Raw genomic sequence first — 17,229 nt, 5'->3', positions numbered from 1 at the left:
GGCAGGACCGCCCGCCGCACCCCTCGGTCGCCCTCACCCGCCCAAGGCGCCTGACCACCGTCGCCGCCGAACCACAGATCCTACCCCTCAACCCGATGCCCGCCCAAACATTGCCAGAAACCGGTACCGCAGCGCAGCCCATGATCGTGGCAGGAGACATTGCCGCGGCGGACCTTGACCTGCTTCACCTGATCGAACCGGACGAACCGCAGGCAGAGCCAACCGTCGTCGTTCCGCGCAGGATAACCCTCCTGCGCTGACAGCGCGGGCGTGCGGGCGAAGAAGGCACCCGCCTCCCGGTTGTCATCGGGGGGCGCTTGTCAGCCGCCCCCGATCAGGACGCCGGCCGCAAAGACCAGAGCGCCCCCCAGAACGACCCGCAGCGCCGCGCGCAGAAACGGTGTTTCCATGAAGCGGTTCTGGATCCAGGCGATGGCCCACAGCTCGATGAAGACCACCGCAACCGCAATGGTCGTCGCCGTCCAGAAGTCGGGGATCAGATAGGGCAGGGCGTGGCCCATGCCGCCGATGGTGGTCATCACCCCCGAGGCAAGGCCCCGTTTCAGCGGCGAGCCGCGGCCCGACAGCACGCCATCATCATGGGCCGCTTCAGTGAAGCCCATCGAGATGCCGGCCCCGACCGACGCCGCCGCGCCGACCAGGAAGGTTGTCCATGTATCCTGCGTGGCAAAGGCCGTGGCGAAGATCGGCGCAAGGGTCGACACCGAACCGTCCATCAGTCCGGCCAGCCCCGGTTGCACCCAGGTCAGGATGAACTGGCGCCTTGCGGTCCGGTTTTCGACCTCGCGGGCATCTTCGGACAGATGGCGGTCTTCCAGCCCCTGGGCATGGGCCTCATGCCCGGCTTCCGCCGCGGCGAGATCGCCAAGAAGTTTGCGCGTGGCCGCATCCTGGGTGCGGGCCGCGGCACGGATGTAGAAATCGTGCGCCGCCTTCTCCATCGCCCGGGCTTCGCCTCGGATGGTGTCCAGCGACAGGTTCTGCGCCAGCCAGGTCGGGCGGCGCGCGTAGAAGCCGGCGACATGTTCCCTGCGAATCAGGGGAATCACCTCGCCGAAGCGCGCACGATGCAGATCGATCAGTCGCTGTCGGTGGTCGTCTTCTTCCACGGCCATGCCGTCGAAGATCGCGGCAGAGGCGGGGTAGTCCGCCCGCAGGCGTTCGGCGAAACTTCGGTAGATGCGGGCGTCATCCTCTTCCGATGAAATGGCCAGGGCCAGGATTTCCTGCTCGGTCAGGTCGGCGAAGCGGCGGCGGAAGCTGAGGGCAGAGAGCATGATTTTGACCAATTTGGAACCATTCTAATTTAGCGTTGCCGCCAGTGGGCGCAATGGTCAATTACGAACTGATCAGTTCACTTTTCGCTTGCAAAAGCAAACCATTCGGTTCAATTCTTGAAATGAACTTATCAGTTCATATCGGAGATGGACATGCCTCGCCTGATCATGGTTCTGGCCGCCACGACCGCGCTTGGTGTTCCGGCCTCGGCGCAATCGCTTTCGACGCTCTTGCCGCAGATCAGCTTTCCGGAACCGGCGACCACGCCTTCGACCAAGGGCTGCGTTCCCGCGGAAGCGCGGGTTTGCCGGACCGAGGGGTGAACGGCCCTGCTTGCCGCGCCCGAGGCCGATGATCTATGCTTCCCCCAAGGGGGGGGTGATGAACGCAAGGTCCGATCACGGCGTCCGGCGCGGCCGGAAATTCGACCAGGTCCTCGAGGGAGCCCGAAAGGTTTTTCTGCGCGACGGGTTCGAGCGTGCCTCGGTCGACGAGATTGCCCGCGTGGCGGGGGTCTCCAAGGCGACGATCTATGCCTATTTCCCCGACAAGCAGCTGATGTTCCTGGAAGTCGCCCGCTGCGAATGCCACCGCCAGACCGAAGAGGCCGAGGCGATGGTGGGTGGCGAAGTGCCGGTCAGGGTCGCGTTGACGATCGCGGCGGAACGGATTGCCGCCTTCCAGATGTCGGATTTCGGCCAGCGCATGTTCCGCATCGTCGTCGGCGAGGGAGAGCGGTTTCCAGGTCTGGGGCGCGAATTCTACGATTTCGGACCCGGGCTCATCCATGAACGGCTGGTGCATCATCTGGCCAGCTATGTCGAACAGGGCGTGCTGAAGATCGACGATCTGCACCTTGCGGCCGACCAGTTCGCGCAGCTGTGCAAGGCCGGAATTCAGGAGAAGCTTCTGTTCGGCATGGCCGAGAAACTGACCCCCGAGGATGTGCATCGCAGTGTTCACGGGGCGGTCGACATGTTCCTTGCCCGCTACGGAACGGGCGCCTGAGACGGCCCGTGTCGGGACGGCCGACACCTGACCGGTGAAGGATGGGGGGCATGGCGATCCCGGCGCTGATCCGGCCGCGACAGGCGCCCGAGGGCTGGTCCGCAGACCGGTGGCCCGTGCGTGAGGCTCAGCCGTTTTCGCGCAGGACCGCACCGGCAAGATAAAGCGACCCGCAGATCAGGACACGCGCCTCGGGCGATGTTTCGGCAATGCCCGCCAGGGCCTCGGCAACCGAGCTGGCCGTCACGGCATCCATTCCAACGTTTCGCGCGGCGTCCCGGGTCATCTCTGCGGGCAGGGTGTTCTTTTCGCCCGGGATCGGCACTGCGTGCAGTCGCCTCACATGCCTTGCCAGCGGGGCCATGTAGCCGGCCACGTCCTTGGTGTTCAGCATGCCGCAGATCAGATGGGTTTCGCGGGCCGGCATCCGGGCAAGTGTTGCCGCCACCGCCTCGCCACCCGCAGGATTGTGCCCGCCATCAAGCCATAGCTCCACCCTGGGTGCCAGATCGACCAGCGGGCCACGGCGCAGTCGCTGCATCCGGGCGGGCCAGTCGGCGCGCGTCACGGCGGCCTCGCAGGCGGCCTCGCCCTTGCCCAACAGGCGCAGTGCCGCAATGGCTGCGCCGGCGTTCTGCACCTGATGCGGGCCCGGCAGATTCGGCAGGGGCAGGTCCAGAAGACCGTTCTCGTCCTGATAGACCAGACGGCCACGGTCTTCACTCACTGTCCAGTGCTGTCCATACGCCCAGAGCGGTGCGCCCGAAGCCGCTGCCTTTGCCTCGATCACGGCCAGCCCGTCGGGATGCTGGGGGCCAACGACACAAGGCACGCCGCGCTTGATGATCCCGGCCTTTTCGCCGGCGATTTTCGCAATGGTGTCGCCCAGGAACGCCTCGTGATCCATCGACACCGGCGTGATGATCGTCAGGCGCGGTCGGTCCACCACATTCGTCGCATCCAGCCGCCCGCCAAGGCCCACCTCAAGCAGCGTCCAGTCCGCAGGGGTGCGGGCAAAGGCCAGGAAGGCCGCGCAAGTCGTGATTTCGAAAAAGGTGATCTCGTCCGGACCGTTTGCCTGGACGCACTCGTCAAGAATCGCGGTCAGCGCCGGTTCGTCGATCAGTTCCCCGGCAAGGCGGATCCGTTCGTGAAAGCGCGCCAGGTGGGGTGACGTGTAGGCGTGGACCTTTTCGCCCGTAGCCTCCAGGCCAGCGCGAATCATGGCCTGGGTCGATCCCTTGCCGTTCGTCCCAGCGATGTGAATTACCGGGGGGATGCACCTTTCGGGATGGCCCAGAGCAGCCAGCAGTCGTTCGACGCGCCCAAGGGTCAGGTCGATCACCTTCGGGTGCAGCGTCATCATCCGCTCAAGGATGACGTCGGAGGTCAGGGTCACGTCTTGGCGTCCACCTTTGCATTGGGGGCAAGAACCGTTTCGGGCGCCGGCGGAGACAGGTCGCCCTTGATCGCCGGTGGCAGGGACATGAGCATGCGGATCAGCGCGACCAGTTCATCCTTCATGTTCTTGCGATGCACCACCCGGTCCAGCATTCCATGATCCAGCAGGTATTCGGCACGCTGGAAGCCCTCGGGAAGCTTTTCCCGGATCGTCTGTTCGATCACCCGCGCGCCGGCAAAGCCGATCTGCGCATTCGGTTCGGCGATCTGGATGTCGCCCAGCATGGCATAGCTGGCGGTCACTCCGCCCGTGGTGGGGTGGGTCAGGACTACGATGTAGGGCAGCCCTGCCTCTTTCAGCATCTGCACCGCGACAGTCGTGCGCGGCATCTGCATCAGGCTGAGCATTCCTTCCTGCATCCGCGCCCCGCCCGAGGCCGAAAACAAAACAAGCGGCCGCTTCAGTTTCACCGCCCGTTCCGCCGCGGCGATGATTGCGTTGCCGACATACATGCCCATCGAGCCAGCCATGAAGGCAAAATCCTGCGCCGCCGCAACGATCGGCGTGCGCCCGATCTCGCCCTCGGCCACCAGCATCGCGTCCTTTTCCCCTGTCGCCTTCTGCGCGGCCTTGATCCGGTCGGGGTATTTCTTCTGATCGCGGAACTGCAACGGATCGGCGACGGGTTCGGGCACCTTCACCTCGGTGAAAACCCCGGCGTCGAACAGCGCCGCAAAGCGTTCGCGCGGGCTGATCGTCATGTGATGGTCGCAGTTCGTGCAGACGTTCAGGTTCGCCGCCAGTTCCCGGTGAAACAGCATCGTCCCGCATTCGGGGCACTTCGTCCACAGGTTCTCGGGCACCTCGCGCCGCGAGAACAGCGAGTTGATCTTCGGGCGGACGTAGTTGGTGATCCAGTTCATGCGGCGCCTGTTCAGCCTGTTCCGGTCGGTGACCCGAGATAAGCCCGCAGGCCGCGAATTGCAATCGGCGCGGCCGGATCAGAGATCGAAGCTGGCAAGCACCGGCACATGGTCGCTAGGCTGGTCCCAGCCCCGGACCGGGCGCAGGATCCGGCTGCCATGGGCCGCGCCGGCGATGTCGGGCGTGGCCCAGATGTGGTCAAGCCTGCGGCCCTTGTCCGCGGCGTCCCAGTCGGGGCTGCGATAGCTCCACCAGCTGTAGAGCCTCCCGGTCGGGATGTCGTTGCGCGTCACGTCCTGCCATTGCCCGGCCTCCATCACCTGGCCAAGATGATCGACCTCGATCGGAGTGTGGCTGACGATCTTCAGCAGGGCCTTGTGATCCCAGACATCATCCTCGCGCGGGGCGATGTTCAGGTCGCCCACCAGGATTGCCCTTTCCGGAAGGTCGGCGCGGAAGTGATCCCGCATCTGCGCCAGGTAGTCCAGTTTCTGCCCGAACTTTTCGTTCTGCGTGCGATCGGGAATGTCCCCGCCCGCGGGAACATAGAAATTGTGGATCGTCACCCCGTTCTCCAGCCGGGCCGCCACATGCCGGGCATGGCCCAAATCGGCGAAATCATGTCCGCCCACGTCTGCAAGCGGCAACTTCGACAGGATCGCGACGCCGTTATAGCCCTTCTGCCCCCGGGCGACGATGTGCCGGTAGCCCAGCGCCTGGAAGCCTTCCAGAGGAATCAGCTCGACCGGGCACTTGCATTCCTGCAGGCACAGGATGTCGGGTGTCTCTTCGCGTAGCAGGCGCTGAACCAGCGCCTGCCGAAGGCGGATGGAATTGATGTTCCAGGTTGCAAGGGTGAAAGGCATGTGGCCTCGGCTTGTGGTGGGCAGGACGGAGGGGACGGCAATGGGGGCCGCGTTGCAGTTTGCCGGGGCCCTGGTCCCGAGGGATATGGCCCACATCCTTCGGCGCGGTCAATGGGGGCGCCGGCCACTCCGGCCGGCAGGTTGGCCATGACCGGCACGGGGCGTGCCTTGCTGTCCGGGTGTCGGGAGGCGCCGAAAAAAGGCCGGGCAAGAAGCCCGGCCAGGTCCAACAGGGAGGATGCCGCGCCATAACCCCGACGCGACAAGGGGAACTTGCAGCACAACCTGTGCATGATAGAACGTAGCAAGCGATTCCGGCAACAATAAGCCCTGACAGGCAAGATTTCCTGGCTGTTGCATGGCGGACGCAGGCTGCGGCGCCACACCGCCACAGGCAATTCTCAGGCGACCAGGCGATAGCCTCCGCTTTCTGTCACCAGCAGCCTTGCGTTCGAGGGATCAGGCTCGATCTTCTGGCGCAGGCGATAGATGTGGGTTTCCAGTGTGTGTGTTGTCACGCCCGCATTGTAGCCCCAGACCTCGTGCAGCAGCACATCGCGGGGAACGACGCCCGACTGTGCGCGGTAAAGGTATTTCAGGATATTGGTTTCCTTCTCGGTCAGGCGGATCTTCTTGTCCTTTTCGTCGATCAGCAGCTTCTGCGCCGGCTTGAAGGTGTAGGGCCCCATCTGGAAGATCGCGTCTTCCGATTGTTCATGGGTGCGCAACTGTGCGCGGATACGCGCCAGCAGGACCGGGAACTTGAAAGGCTTGGTCACATAGTCGTTCGCGCCAGCATCGAGGCCCAGGATCGTATCGCTGTCGGTGTCATGGCCGGTCAGCATCAGGATCGGGCATTTCACCCCGCCCTTGCGCATCCGCCGGCAAAGCTCGCGCCCGTCGGTGTCGGGCAGGCCCACGTCCAGGATCACCAGATCGAACAGCCCGGCCTTGACCTTTTCCATCCCCTCGGCGCCGGTACGCGCTTCGAACACGTCGAAGTCCTCAGTCAGGACCAGTTGCTCGCTCAGCGCTTCGCGCAGGTCGTCATCGTCATCGACCAGCAGGATCTTCCGCAATTGGGCCATGTCTGCCTCCTTTGCCGTTTGGCCTCAGATGCGTCCCGATCACGAAGCCCGCAAGATTTGCGACCGTTTTCTCACGCGGTCGTGTCGGGGTGCCGCAGAATGTTTCAATTTCTTCATCCGGCAGCTATGGATGGCCGCATGAGCCTGCGCCTGACCACTGCCGAACGCCTGTCCCGTGCGAAGGGAGACCTTCGCATGGGCGTGCCAGTGATGCTGTGCAGTTCGGGCGGCGCGGCTCTGGTCGCCGCAGTCGAGGCGCTGGATGCAGACCGGCTGGCCGATCTGCGCAGCCTCGGGCAACCGGTTCTGGCCATCACCGCCCGCCGGGCCGAGACGCTGAAGGCCCGCGCCTACGACGGGGATCTTGCGCGCATCCTGCCGCCGGCCGATGCCGACCTCGCCTGGCTGCGCGCGGTTGCCGACCCGGCCGACGATCTGCGGATGCCGATGAAGGGGCCACTGGTTTCGGTGCGCGAAGGGGCGGCCGATCTGCATCGCGCGGCGCTGGCACTGGCCAAGTCCGCGCATCTGTTGCCCGCCGCGCTGGTCGTGCCGGTGACCGACCCGCTGCGACTGGCTGCCGATCACGGCCTGACGGTTCTGGTGCTGGACGAAATCGCCCCGGCGCTGGCCACACTGCCGCCGATGGCCGAGGTCGTCTCTGCCCGGGTACCGCTGGCGGCCAGCGAAGCCGGGCGTGTGCACATCTTCAGGCCCGATGACGGCGGCGATGAACATTACGCCATCGAGATCGGCAAGCCCGACCGGTCGAAACCGGTTCTGGCCCGGCTGCATTCCGCCTGCTTCACCGGCGACGTCCTGGGAAGCCTGAAATGCGACTGCGGCCCGCAACTGCGCGCGGCGCTCCAGCAGATGGGCGAGGAAGGCGCGGGCGTGCTGCTCTATCTGAACCAGGAGGGCCGCGGGATCGGGCTTGCGAACAAGATGCGGGCCTATTCCCTGCAGGACCAGGGCTTCGATACGGTCGAGGCCAACCACCGGCTGGGCTTCGAGGATGACGAGCGCGATTTCCGCATCGGGGCCGAGATCCTGCGCAAGCTGGGGTTTTCCAGTGTGCGACTTTTGACCAACAACCCGAAGAAGCTGGCGATGATGGAAGCCTGCGGCCTGCATGTCGTGGAACGGGTGCCCCTGAAGGTCGGCCAGACCGCGCAGAACCGGGGCTATCTGGCAACCAAGGCCGCGAAGTCGGGGCACCTTTTGTGAAGCGCGAGGATATCGTCGTCACCGCCACCGGCGCGCGGTTCATGGGCCGCCGCTTTGCCTGCACCATCGGGCGCGCCGGCATCGTCCCCGCCCGGGACAAGCGCGAGGGCGACGGGGCCACCCCGGCCGGAGAGCACCGGCTGGTCGGCATGTTCTACCGCCCCGAGCGCCTGACCCGCCCCGCCGAATGGGCGCTGCCGATCGGGCCGTTGGACCTGTGGTCGGACGACCCGCGCGACCCGGATTACAACCTGATGGTCCGCGCCCCGCACGACTTCAGCCACGAGCGCCTGCGCCGGCCCGACCCGATGTATGACCTTGTCATCCTCACCGACTGGAACTGGCCCCATGCCGACCCGGGCCGGGGCTCGGCGATCTTCCTCCACCAGTGGCGCCGCCCGGGCGCGCCCACCGCCGGCTGCGTGGCATTCTCGCGCCGCGACCTGCACTGGATCGCCCCGCGCATCACCCACCAGACCCGGCTGATCGTCCGCGCATGATGCAGGAAGGGGGCTGCTCCGCTCCCTCTCCGTGGGGTAGGGGCTTCTTCCCGCAACCCCTTTCCAAACCGCTTTGGATTGCCTAGTCTGCCCCCGACATTGGAGGAGACCCATGGCCAGACCGCCGTCCGCACCGGATGACGACCTCTTCGAACTGCGGCTGGCGCGTTCGGCCCCGGATCTTTTCCCGATGCTCGAGGCGCTTTACGGCGCGCGGCCCGACTATCCGGCCTTTCGTGAGCGTCTGGTCAAGGCGCTGCGCAAGGGCTGGGCTGATCGCCCGGCCGACCTGAAGCGGCTCGACCTGATCCGCGACCTCGAACCCGACTGGTTCCAGCGCCCCGGCATGGCGGGTTATGTCTTCTACATCGACCGTTTCGCCGGCACGCTGAAAGGCATCCTCGGCAGGCTCGATTACCTCGAAGACCTCGGCGTTACCTATGTCCATCTGATGCCTTGCCTGAAGCCGCGCCCCGGCGACAGCGACGGCGGCTATTCGGTGATGGACTACCGCCAGATCAACCCGGCCTACGGCACCATGGCGGATTTCGAGGCCGTCAGCGCCGCCTTGCGGGCGCGCGGCATGTCCCTTTGCGTGGACCTCGTGCTGAACCACACGGCCAAGGAACACGCCTGGGCGAGGAAGGCCGCCAAGGGCGACCCGAAATATCAGGACTACTACCTGATGTTCGATACGCCCGATCTGCCGCGGCAATATGAACGGACGCTGGTCGAGGTCTTCCCCGACAATGCCCCGGGCAACTTCACGCACTATCCCGAATTCGGCAAATGGGTCTGGACCACCTTCAACGAACACCAGTGGGACCTGAACTGGGCCAACCCGGCCGTGTTCCTGGAGATCGTCGAGGTCATGCTCTTCCTGGCCAACAAGGGCGTCGATGTCCTGCGGCTGGATGCGGTGGCCTTCATGTGGAAACGGATGGGCACGCGTTGCCAGTCGGAACCCGAGGTCCACATGATCCTCCAGGCCCTGCGGGCCTGCTCGCGCATCGCCTCGGCTGCGGTGATCCATCTGGAAGAGGCAATCGTCGCACCCGCCGAGATGCTGCCCTACCTCGGCCGCGGCAGGCATGACGGCAAGGAAGGCAACCTCGCCTACCACAACAGCCTGATGGTGCAGTTCTGGTCGGCGCTGGCCACCCGCGACACGCGGCTGATGACGCATGTCCTGGCCACCCATTTCCCCGACCGGCTGACCAACGCGACCTACGCCACCTACATCCGCTGCCACGATGACATCGGCTGGGCTGTGACCGACGAGGACGCCGCCGCCGTCGGCCTGTCCGGCCAGGCGCACCGCGCCTTCCTCTCGGATTTCTATGAAGGCAGCTTTCCGGGCAGCTTTGCGCAGGGGGCGCTGTTTCAGGCGAATCCGGCAACGGGCGACAAGCGCATCTCGGGCAGCTTCGCCTCACTGGCGGGGCTGGAGCGCGCCGGGAGTGCGGGCGATGCTGCCGGGGTCGAGATGGCGGTGCAGCGGATCCTCATGGGCCATGCGCTGATCGCGGCCTGGGGCGGCATTCCGCTGATCTACATGGGCGACGAGCTGGCCCTGACGAACGACTACAGCTATCAGAGCGACCCGCACCATGCGCATGACAGCCGCTGGGTCCACCGCCCCAGGATGAACTGGGCGCTTGCCGAGACGCGGCATACCGGCGACACGCCCGCCGCGCGGGTGTTCCGGGGCACCAGGCAGATCCTGGCCCGCCGTGCCGCCACGCCCGCCCTGCACGGCGCGGTGCCCGTGCGTGTCGCGACCTGCGGCAATCACGGGGTTTTCGCCTTCCAGCGGCTTGCCCCCACCGGAACCCTGCTGGGCCTGTTCAACTTCACCGAGGGCTGGCAGCAGGTGCCGGAAGCCTGGGCCCGGTCGCTGGGGGCGCAGGCGATGCACGATGCGCTGTCCGATCAGCGGGTGGAAACTCACCATGGCCAGATCGTCCTGCCACCCTATGCCAGGGTCTGGCTGACCTGACCCTGTCCACTGTGGGCATGTCCTGCCTCGCTGGCCTTGTCGGTGATGTGCGTTTGCGCACCAGGGGGCTGTCAATCAGGCTGCCCGGATGCCCCCACCCCCTCCCCTCCCCACGGAGGGGGGAGGAGAGGCGCCTGCTGTCCGGCGGTGCGCGTCAGGCGTGATAGGACCGCGCCCCGAAGATCGCGCTGCCCACCCGCACATGGGTTGCGCCTTGGGCGATTGCCGTCTCGAAGTCGCCGCTCATCCCCATCGACAGCGCGGAAAGCCCGTGATCGGCCGCCATTCGGGCCAGCATCGCGAAATGCGGCACCGGATCCTCGCCTTCAGGGGGAATGCACATCAGGCCGATAGGCGACAGATCCATCGCGCGGCAGTCCTTCAGAAAGCCGGAAAGATCGGCAGGCAGCACGCCGGCCTTCTGCGGCTCGGCCCCGGTGTTCACCTGCACGAAAAGCTGCGGCAGGCCGCCGCGCGCCTGTTGCAGGTTCGCCAGCTTCTGCGCCAGCGAGGGGCGGTCCAGCGTGTGGATCGCGTCGAACAGATCGACCGCCAGCTTTGCCTTGTTGGTCTGCAGGGGGCCGATCATGTGCAGTTCGATCGGGCCGAACCGCGCGGCCCAGGCCGGCCATTTCGCAGCAGCTTCCTGCACATAGTTTTCGCCGAACACGCGGTGGCCCTGTTCCAGCACCGCCTCCACCCGGTCGGGCGGCTGCACCTTGGATACGGCAATCAGCGTGACCGAGCCCTCGGCCCGCCCCGCCGCGCGTTCCGCCGCGCGAATCCGTGCCATGATATCCGCCAGGCCCATGATCTGCCCCCTTAGCTGCCGGGCAGACCCTAGCCCCTGGCGCAAAAAAGAAAAGAGCGGGCAATGCCCGCTCTTTCCCTATCGTCCGATCCCGAAGGATTAGAACGTGAACGACAGACCCATTTCCCAGACGGTATCATCGTCCAGGTTATCGTTGGTCACGTTGGCAACACCGCCAACCACCTTGGCGCCGCCGCCCAGATCATAGGCAGCACCCAGACCGAACGCTTCATGACCGTTGCCGGCAAAGTTCTCGAGATCGTTCGCCGAGTACTGAGCCGAGATGGTCAGCGCGTCCACGGTGTAGTCCATGTGCACGCCGTAGGCGTTCAGCTTGTCGCCAGCGGCATCCGGATCCCACTCCGACCACATCGCTTTGACGCTGACCGCGCCGAAGGTGCCGCCGCCATACAGCGAGACCACGGTGCCAGCAGCCGCCGACACGTTGTCGTCGTTGTAGCCGATGCCGACATAGGCATCGCCGAAGCTGTACTTCACGCCAACGGCATAGCCATCGCCTTCACCCGCAGAACCGATGTGGGCCGACGCGCCGAAGGTCAGCGGGCCACCCGAATAGGTGTAGTTCACGTCGTGGGTTTCACGGTCCGAGCTGTCACCGGTGAAGGCTTCGGCGATGTTGTCCACGCCAAGGCCCGACAGGCCGCCGATGTCCGGCAGGGTGGCAACTTCGTCGGCTTCGGCGACCGAACCCATCGACAGCTTGCCGAACGCGCCCGAGATGAAAGCCGAGGTGCCGTCGTCGTTCAGGTCGCCATCGGTTTTGTAGGTCGCGATGGTGGTTTCGAAGCCGAACGACAGGCCGGCATCGGTTTCGCCCGAGGCGCTGGCCGTCAGATAGGTTTCCAGGATCGAGCGCGGATCGCCGATGCCGTTGTCGCCAACACCCATCACGGCCGAGCCGGAGAACGTGATTTCCGCGGAAGCGAAGCCGGCCGACAGGGCCAGAACGCTGGACGCGAGGAGAACCTTTTTCATCTCTTTTCCCTCTTTCTTCAAGGTAAGCCCGCCGCAGGGGAATCCGCAGGGGGAATGACCGGTTTTTCATCTGGCACGCCGCGGATTGCAATCCAAACGGACCGGCCACACGAAATCGGCGCAAAGCTGGTGCAGCTATGCCACAGGTCGGGAAAGCCGGCCCCTTTGCCATCAGCTGACGCGCGCGCGTCACCTTGCGCGTCCGGCAAAAGCCCTTGGCACGCCGGGGTGGGTGGGCTAGACAGCAAGGCACGGACAGGCAGGGTGGTCGGATGAACTGGCATCGCGTTTCACGCATCGGACTGGCGACGGGTCTGGTCGCAATGCTTTCGGCCTGCGGCGGCGGCCTGTTCAACGGGGGCACCTCGACCGAACAGCAGATGACCCGGAAGGAGCGCGCCGAGGCCCAGCGTGCCGCCATCGCCAAGGCAGAGGGCAAGGATCAGCCGCGATCGACGGTCTGGGATCTGTTCTCGGCTGCCGACAACCCGAACACCACGGTCGAGGTGAACAAGTATATCTGGCAGGCCAGCCTTGAGGTGCTGAATTTTCTGCCCATCGAATCGGTCGATCCGTTCACCGGGGTGATCGTGACCGGCTATGGCCGGCCCCCGGGTGGCGGGCGGGCCTATCGGGCGACGATCTATGTGCAGGATCCGGCGCTGGATGCGCGCAGCCTGAAGGTGGCGTTGCAGGGCCAGGGCGGCGCGCCGGTCGCGCCCGAAACGGTGCGCGCGGTCGAGGATGCGATCCTGACCCGTGCCCGGCAGCTGCGGGTGCGCGACAGCAAGCTTTAGGGCGCTTGCCCGGGGCCTTGTGTCGGGGAAGGGGTGGACCTTTCCCGCTGCACATGTGTAATTCCGCGCGCAATTCCGCATGAGGCCCGTCGATGTCGCGCTATGACCCTTCGCTGATCGAACCCAAATGGCAGGACGCCTGGGAAAGGGCGGGGGCCTTCACCGCCCGCCGCGACCCCGCGAAGCCCAAGTATTACGTGCTGGAGATGTTCCCCTACCCCTCGGGGCGCATCCACATGGGGCACGTGCGCAACTACACGATGGGGGATGTGGTGGCGCGCTACAAGGCGGCGCAGGGGTTCAGCGTGCTGCACCCCATGGGCTGGGACGCCTTCGGCATGCCTGCCGAGAACGCCGCGATGGAACGGGGCGGCCATCCCAAGGACTGGACCTACGGCAACATCGCCGACATGAAGGCACAGATGAAGCCCTTGGGCCTGTCGATCGACTGGAGCCGGGAGCTGGCGACCTGCGACCCGGAATATTACGGCCAGCAGCAGGCCATGTTCCTTGACATGCTGGAGGCGGGTCTCGTGTATCGCAAGGCCGCCGTGGTCAACTGGGACCCGGTGGACATGACGGTGCTGGCCAACGAGCAGGTGATCGACGGCAAGGGCTGGCGGTCCGGCGCGGCGGTGGAGCGGCGCGAGCTGGTGCAGTGGTTCTTCCGCATCAGCGACTATTCCGAGGAACTGCTTTCCGCCCTGGACGGGCTGACCAACTGGCCCGAGAAGGTGCGCCTGATGCAGGCGAACTGGATCGGCAAGTCGCGCGGGCTGCAATTCGCGTTCCAGACGGTCGGTGCGCCGGAAGGCTTTGAAAGGCTGGAGGTCTATACCACGCGGCCCGACACGCTGATGGGGGCCAGCTTTGCCGCGATCAGCCCGGATCACCCGCTGGCCAAGGCGCTGGAGACCGACCCGAAGGTCGCCGCCTTCGTCGCGGAATGCCGCAAGGGCGGCACCAGCGCCGAAGAGATCGAGACGGCCGAGAAGATCGGCTACGACACCGGCATCCGGGTGAAGCATCCGCTTGATCCGGCGTGGGAGCTGCCGGTCTGGATCGCCAACTTCATCCTGATGGACTATGGCACCGGCGCGATCTTCGGCTGCCCGGCGCATGACCAGCGCGACTTTGACTTCGCCTCGAAATACGGGCTGCCGATCAAGGCGGTGTTCGTGGCCGAAGCGGCCGAGGATGCCCCCCTCACCGAAGCCTTCGTGCCGATGAAGTCGGAACGGGTGCGCTATGTCCGCGGTTTCGCCGGCGAGACGGTGCAGACCGGGGAAGAGGCCGTGGCGGCCGCCATCGCCCATGCCGAACGGCACGGCTATGGCCAGGGGGTCACGAAGTACCGGCTGCGCGACTGGGGCATCTCGCGGCAGCGCTACTGGGGCTGCCCGATCCCGGTCGTCCACTGCCCCTCCTGCGGCGTCGTGCCTGAGAAAAAGGAAAACCTGCCCATCGAGCTGCCCTATGACGTCAGCTTCGACAAGCCGGGCAATCCGCTGGACCGGCACCCGACCTGGCGCGATTGTGCCTGCCCGAAATGCGGCCAGCCGGCGAAGCGCGAGACGGACACGATGGACACCTTCGTCGATTCGTCCTGGTATTACGCCCGCTTCACCGCCCCTCGCGCCAAGACCCCCACGGTGGCGGAAGAGGCCGATTACTGGATGAACGTCGATCAGTACATCGGCGGCATCGAACACGCGATCCTGCATCTGCTCTACAGCCGGTTCTTCGCCCGGGCGATGCACCGGACCGGCCACCTGCCCGCAAAGGCGATCGAGCCGTTCAATGCGCTGTTCACGCAAGGAATGGTCACGCACGAAATCTACATGACCCGCGATGCGGCGGGCCGGCCGGTCTATCACCTGCCCGAGGAGGTGGTGCGCACCGAAACTGGCGCCACCCTGAAGGACGGCACCCCGGTCGAGATCATCCCCTCGGCCAAGATGTCGAAATCGAAGAAGAACGTCGTCGATCCGATGAACATCATCGCCCGGTTCGGCGCCGATACCGCGCGCTGGTTCGTGATGTCCGACAGCCCGCCCGAACGCGACGTGGAATGGACCAGCGCCGGGGCCGAAGCGGCTTTCAAGCACCTTTCCCGGGTCTGGTCGCTGTGTTCCCGCATCGGCGAGATGCCAGAGGGGCACAAGGGCGAGGGCGACGAGGAACTGGCGCGCGCGACCGCCCGGGCCATTGACGAGGTGACGAAGGGGATCGAAGGCTTTGCCTTCAACAAGGCCATCGCCAGCCTCTATGCCTTCACCAATACCATCGCCAGGGCCAACGCCTCGACCGCGGTGATGAAAGAGGCGATCCGCACGCTGGCGAAGTTGATGTCGCCGATGACCCCACACATTGCCGAGGAGGTCTGGGCGATGCAGGGCGGCGAGGGGCTTTGCGCGCAGGCGCCCTGGCCCAAGGCGGACCCGGCGCTGCTGGTTGACGACACGGTGACGCTGCCGATCCAGATCAACGGCAAGCGGCGGGCGGAAATCAGCGTGCCGAAGGACATGGCCATTCCCGAGGTTGAAAAGCTGGCGCTGGCGGACGAGGATGTGGTCAGATTTCTTGCCGGCCAGCCGGTCAAGAAGATCATCGTCGTTCCGGGCCGCATCATCAATGTCGTCGTCTAAGGCCAGCCTCCCCACCCGGACCCTCCCCCGCAAGGGGAAGAAAGCCACGGCTGCGCCCCTTGACCGCGGTAACGCGCCTGATGCGGTGCCGTCCTCTGCCTCTGTTGCAGAAGGACGGGTGGGTGCAGCAGAGTCCTGCCACCTGTCCCGCCGCGCCATCCTGGCCGCGCCCCTTGCCCTTGCCGCCTGCGGCTTCACGCCGGCCTATGCGCCTGGGGCGGGGGCTGATCGTCTGGTCGGCGCGATCTGGGTGCAGGATCCGACCGACAAGAACGGCTTCGATCTGGTCGAACGGCTGGAAGAGCGCCTGGGCCGGCCCCGCGACATTCGCTATGACCTTGCCTATACGATCACGACCGAGGCCGTGGGTGTGGGCATCACCTCGGACAACCGGATCACCCGCTATAACCTGAAAGGCGTGGTCAAATACAGGCTGACGGAACGCGCCACTGGGGCGCGCGTCGCCGGCGGGCGGGTGCAAAGCTTCACCGCATATTCGGCAACCGGATCCACCGTTGCGGGCCTGGCCGCCGAAGAGGACGCTGCCACCCGGCTGATGTACATCCTGGCCGACCAGATCGTGGCCCGGCTGATTGCCGCCTCGGCCTCCTGGCGATGATCCTGAAAGGGGTCGAGGCCGCCCGCTACTGCGCGAAACCGGATCCGTCGCGGGCGGGCCTTCTGATCTTTGGGGCCGACGCGATGCGGGTGGCCCTGAAGCGGCAAGAGGCGATCGCTGCCCTGGTAGGGCCTGACGGCGAAGCCGAGATGCGGCTGACGCGAATCGCGGGTGGCGATCTGCGCAAGGACGGCAGCCTGCTTCTGGATGCGATCAAGGCTGTCGGTTTCTTCCCCGGCCCCCGCGTTGCCTTTGTCGAGGATGCGACCGACAGCCTGGCTGATGCCGTCGGCGCCGCGCTGAAAGCCTGGCTGCCGGGCGATGCGGTGATCGTGGTCACGGCCGGCGGTCTGACCGGGAAATCCGCTCTCAAGACCCTGTTCGAAAAGCATCCTTCGGCGGTCAGCATCGGCCTGTACGACGATCCGCCCAGCCGGGAAGAGATCGAGGATGCGCTTAAGAAGGCCGGTCTGACCGACATCGACCATGAGGCGATGAACGACCTGAACACCCTGGCCCGCGCGCTTGACCCCGGCGATTTCCGTCAGACGCTGGAAAAGATCGCGCTTTACAAATACGGCGATCCCACGCCCCTGACCCCGACGGATGTCGCCGCCTTGGCACCTGCCACCATCGAGGCCGAGGTGGACGAACTGATCTCTGCCGTGGCTGAGGCGCGGACAAATGCCATCGGCCCGCTGTTCCGGCGGCTCGAGGGGCAGGGGACGCTACCGGTGACAATCTGCATCGCGGCACTGCGGCATTTCCGTATCCTGCATGCCGCGGCGACCGATCCGGCAGGACCGGCCGTGGGCATCCAGAAGGCGCGCGTGAACTTCAAGCAGAAGGATGCGATGGGGCGCCAGGCCGGGCAATGGGGAACGCGGGCGCTGGAAAGCGCCATCGCGATCCTGCTGGAGACCGATCTCATGCTGCGTTCGGCCAGCCGTGCACCCGGCATGGCGCTGATGGAACGTGCGTTGATCCGCATCGCGATGACGCGCCGCTGATCTCGGTGGCCGGACCATCCCCTGTCAGGGGCTTT

17 protein-coding genes are annotated in these 17,229 nt (G+C 65.7%); 10 read left to right on the top strand and 7 right to left on the bottom strand.

The features are described from left to right. On the top strand, positions 1 to 260 hold a 260-nt coding region (locus EYB42_RS17500; protein ID WP_205909997.1), incomplete at its 5' end, for a hypothetical protein. Between the two features lie 60 nt (positions 261 to 320). Here the strand turns inward: EYB42_RS17500 and mbfA are convergent. Then, positions 321 to 1,298: an iron exporter MbfA gene (gene mbfA, locus EYB42_RS14800; protein ID WP_135450898.1), complete on the bottom strand. Its 978-nt coding sequence runs from the start codon at positions 1,296 to 1,298 to the stop codon at positions 321 to 323. A 153-nt stretch (positions 1,299 to 1,451) separates the two neighbouring features. Here mbfA and EYB42_RS17425 point away from each other — a divergent pair, with 153 nt between their 5' ends. Together EYB42_RS17425 and EYB42_RS14795 are read left to right on the top strand one after the other, a co-directional pair. Then, a complete protein-coding gene (locus EYB42_RS17425) occupies positions 1,452 to 1,622 on the top strand; it encodes a hypothetical protein (RefSeq protein WP_167851038.1) in 171 nt (56 codons plus the stop codon). A 58-nt stretch (positions 1,623 to 1,680) separates the two neighbouring features. Continuing rightward, positions 1,681 to 2,307, top strand: a complete 627-nt coding sequence (locus tag EYB42_RS14795; protein WP_135450905.1) for a TetR/AcrR family transcriptional regulator — start codon at positions 1,681 to 1,683, stop codon at positions 2,305 to 2,307. A 127-nt stretch (positions 2,308 to 2,434) separates the two neighbouring features. Here EYB42_RS14795 and EYB42_RS14790 read toward each other — a convergent pair whose 3' ends face one another. The 4 genes from EYB42_RS14790 to EYB42_RS14775 form a co-directional block, all read right to left on the bottom strand. Further along, a complete protein-coding gene (locus tag EYB42_RS14790; protein WP_394346497.1) occupies positions 2,435 to 3,673 on the bottom strand; it encodes a bifunctional folylpolyglutamate synthase/dihydrofolate synthase in 1,239 nt (412 codons plus the stop codon). A gap of 29 nt (positions 3,674 to 3,702) precedes the next feature. After that, the gene (gene accD / locus EYB42_RS14785) at positions 3,703 to 4,632 is read right to left on the bottom strand and encodes an acetyl-CoA carboxylase, carboxyltransferase subunit beta (protein ID WP_135450896.1); all 930 of its coding nucleotides are present in this window, start codon (positions 4,630 to 4,632) and stop codon (positions 3,703 to 3,705) included. 78 nt (positions 4,633 to 4,710) lie between these two features. Then, entirely contained in the window at positions 4,711 to 5,499 is a 789-nt protein-coding gene (locus tag EYB42_RS14780) for an exodeoxyribonuclease III (RefSeq protein ID WP_135450895.1), read from the bottom strand. Positions 5,500 to 5,900: 401 nt separating this feature from the next. After that, complete coding sequence (locus tag EYB42_RS14775) at positions 5,901 to 6,587, bottom strand: response regulator transcription factor (protein WP_135450894.1); 687 nt, start codon at positions 6,585 to 6,587, stop codon at positions 5,901 to 5,903. A gap of 138 nt (positions 6,588 to 6,725) precedes the next feature. On the opposite strand from EYB42_RS14775, the gene ribA reads away from it, so the two are divergent. The 3 genes from ribA to EYB42_RS14760 all read left to right on the top strand — a co-directional run bounded on the left by ribA (position 6,726) and on the right by EYB42_RS14760 (position 10,313). Then, complete coding sequence (gene ribA, locus EYB42_RS14770; protein WP_135450893.1) at positions 6,726 to 7,814, top strand: GTP cyclohydrolase II; 1,089 nt, start codon at positions 6,726 to 6,728, stop codon at positions 7,812 to 7,814. Continuing rightward, positions 7,811 to 8,314: a L,D-transpeptidase family protein gene (locus tag EYB42_RS14765; RefSeq protein WP_135450892.1), complete on the top strand. Its 504-nt coding sequence runs from the start codon at positions 7,811 to 7,813 to the stop codon at positions 8,312 to 8,314. The genes ribA and EYB42_RS14765 overlap by 4 nt, the downstream gene beginning before the upstream one ends. Positions 8,315 to 8,426: 112 nt before the next feature. Beyond that, entirely contained in the window at positions 8,427 to 10,313 is a 1,887-nt protein-coding gene (locus EYB42_RS14760) for an alpha-amylase family protein (protein WP_135450891.1), read from the top strand. A gap of 154 nt (positions 10,314 to 10,467) precedes the next feature. Here EYB42_RS14760 and EYB42_RS14755 read toward each other — a convergent pair whose 3' ends face one another. Continuing rightward, positions 10,468 to 11,124, bottom strand: coding sequence for a YggS family pyridoxal phosphate-dependent enzyme (locus EYB42_RS14755; protein WP_135450890.1), 657 nt, complete (start codon positions 11,122 to 11,124; stop codon positions 10,468 to 10,470). Between the two features lie 99 nt (positions 11,125 to 11,223). After that, on the bottom strand, positions 11,224 to 12,120 hold the full coding sequence (locus EYB42_RS14750) for a porin (protein ID WP_135450889.1): 897 nt from the start codon (positions 12,118 to 12,120) through the stop codon (positions 11,224 to 11,226). Positions 12,121 to 12,392: 272 nt separating this feature from the next. On the opposite strand from EYB42_RS14750, the gene EYB42_RS14745 reads away from it, so the two are divergent. From EYB42_RS14745 to holA, 4 genes are all read left to right on the top strand, one after another. Further along, positions 12,393 to 12,917, top strand: a complete 525-nt coding sequence (locus EYB42_RS14745; RefSeq protein WP_135450888.1) for a DUF3576 domain-containing protein — start codon at positions 12,393 to 12,395, stop codon at positions 12,915 to 12,917. A 92-nt stretch (positions 12,918 to 13,009) separates the two neighbouring features. Further along, complete coding sequence (gene leuS, locus EYB42_RS14740) at positions 13,010 to 15,565, top strand: leucine--tRNA ligase (protein WP_135450887.1); 2,556 nt, start codon at positions 13,010 to 13,012, stop codon at positions 15,563 to 15,565. Positions 15,566 to 15,683: 118 nt separating this feature from the next. Next, a complete protein-coding gene (gene lptE / locus EYB42_RS14735) occupies positions 15,684 to 16,184 on the top strand; it encodes an LPS assembly lipoprotein LptE (RefSeq protein WP_240784192.1) in 501 nt (166 codons plus the stop codon). Next, positions 16,181 to 17,194, top strand: a complete 1,014-nt coding sequence (gene holA, locus EYB42_RS14730) for a DNA polymerase III subunit delta (RefSeq protein WP_135450885.1) — start codon at positions 16,181 to 16,183, stop codon at positions 17,192 to 17,194. Before lptE ends, holA begins: the two co-directional genes overlap by 4 nt. Positions 17,195 to 17,229: the final 35 nt, after the last annotated feature.

Origin of the sequence: Tabrizicola caldifontis (assembly GCF_004762095.1) — a bacterium.
Taxonomy (GTDB): domain Bacteria; phylum Pseudomonadota; class Alphaproteobacteria; order Rhodobacterales; family Rhodobacteraceae; genus Tabrizicola; species Tabrizicola caldifontis.
The sequence above is the reverse complement of the archived record's forward strand: the minus strand, read 5'-3'. Positions and strand labels throughout refer to the sequence as shown.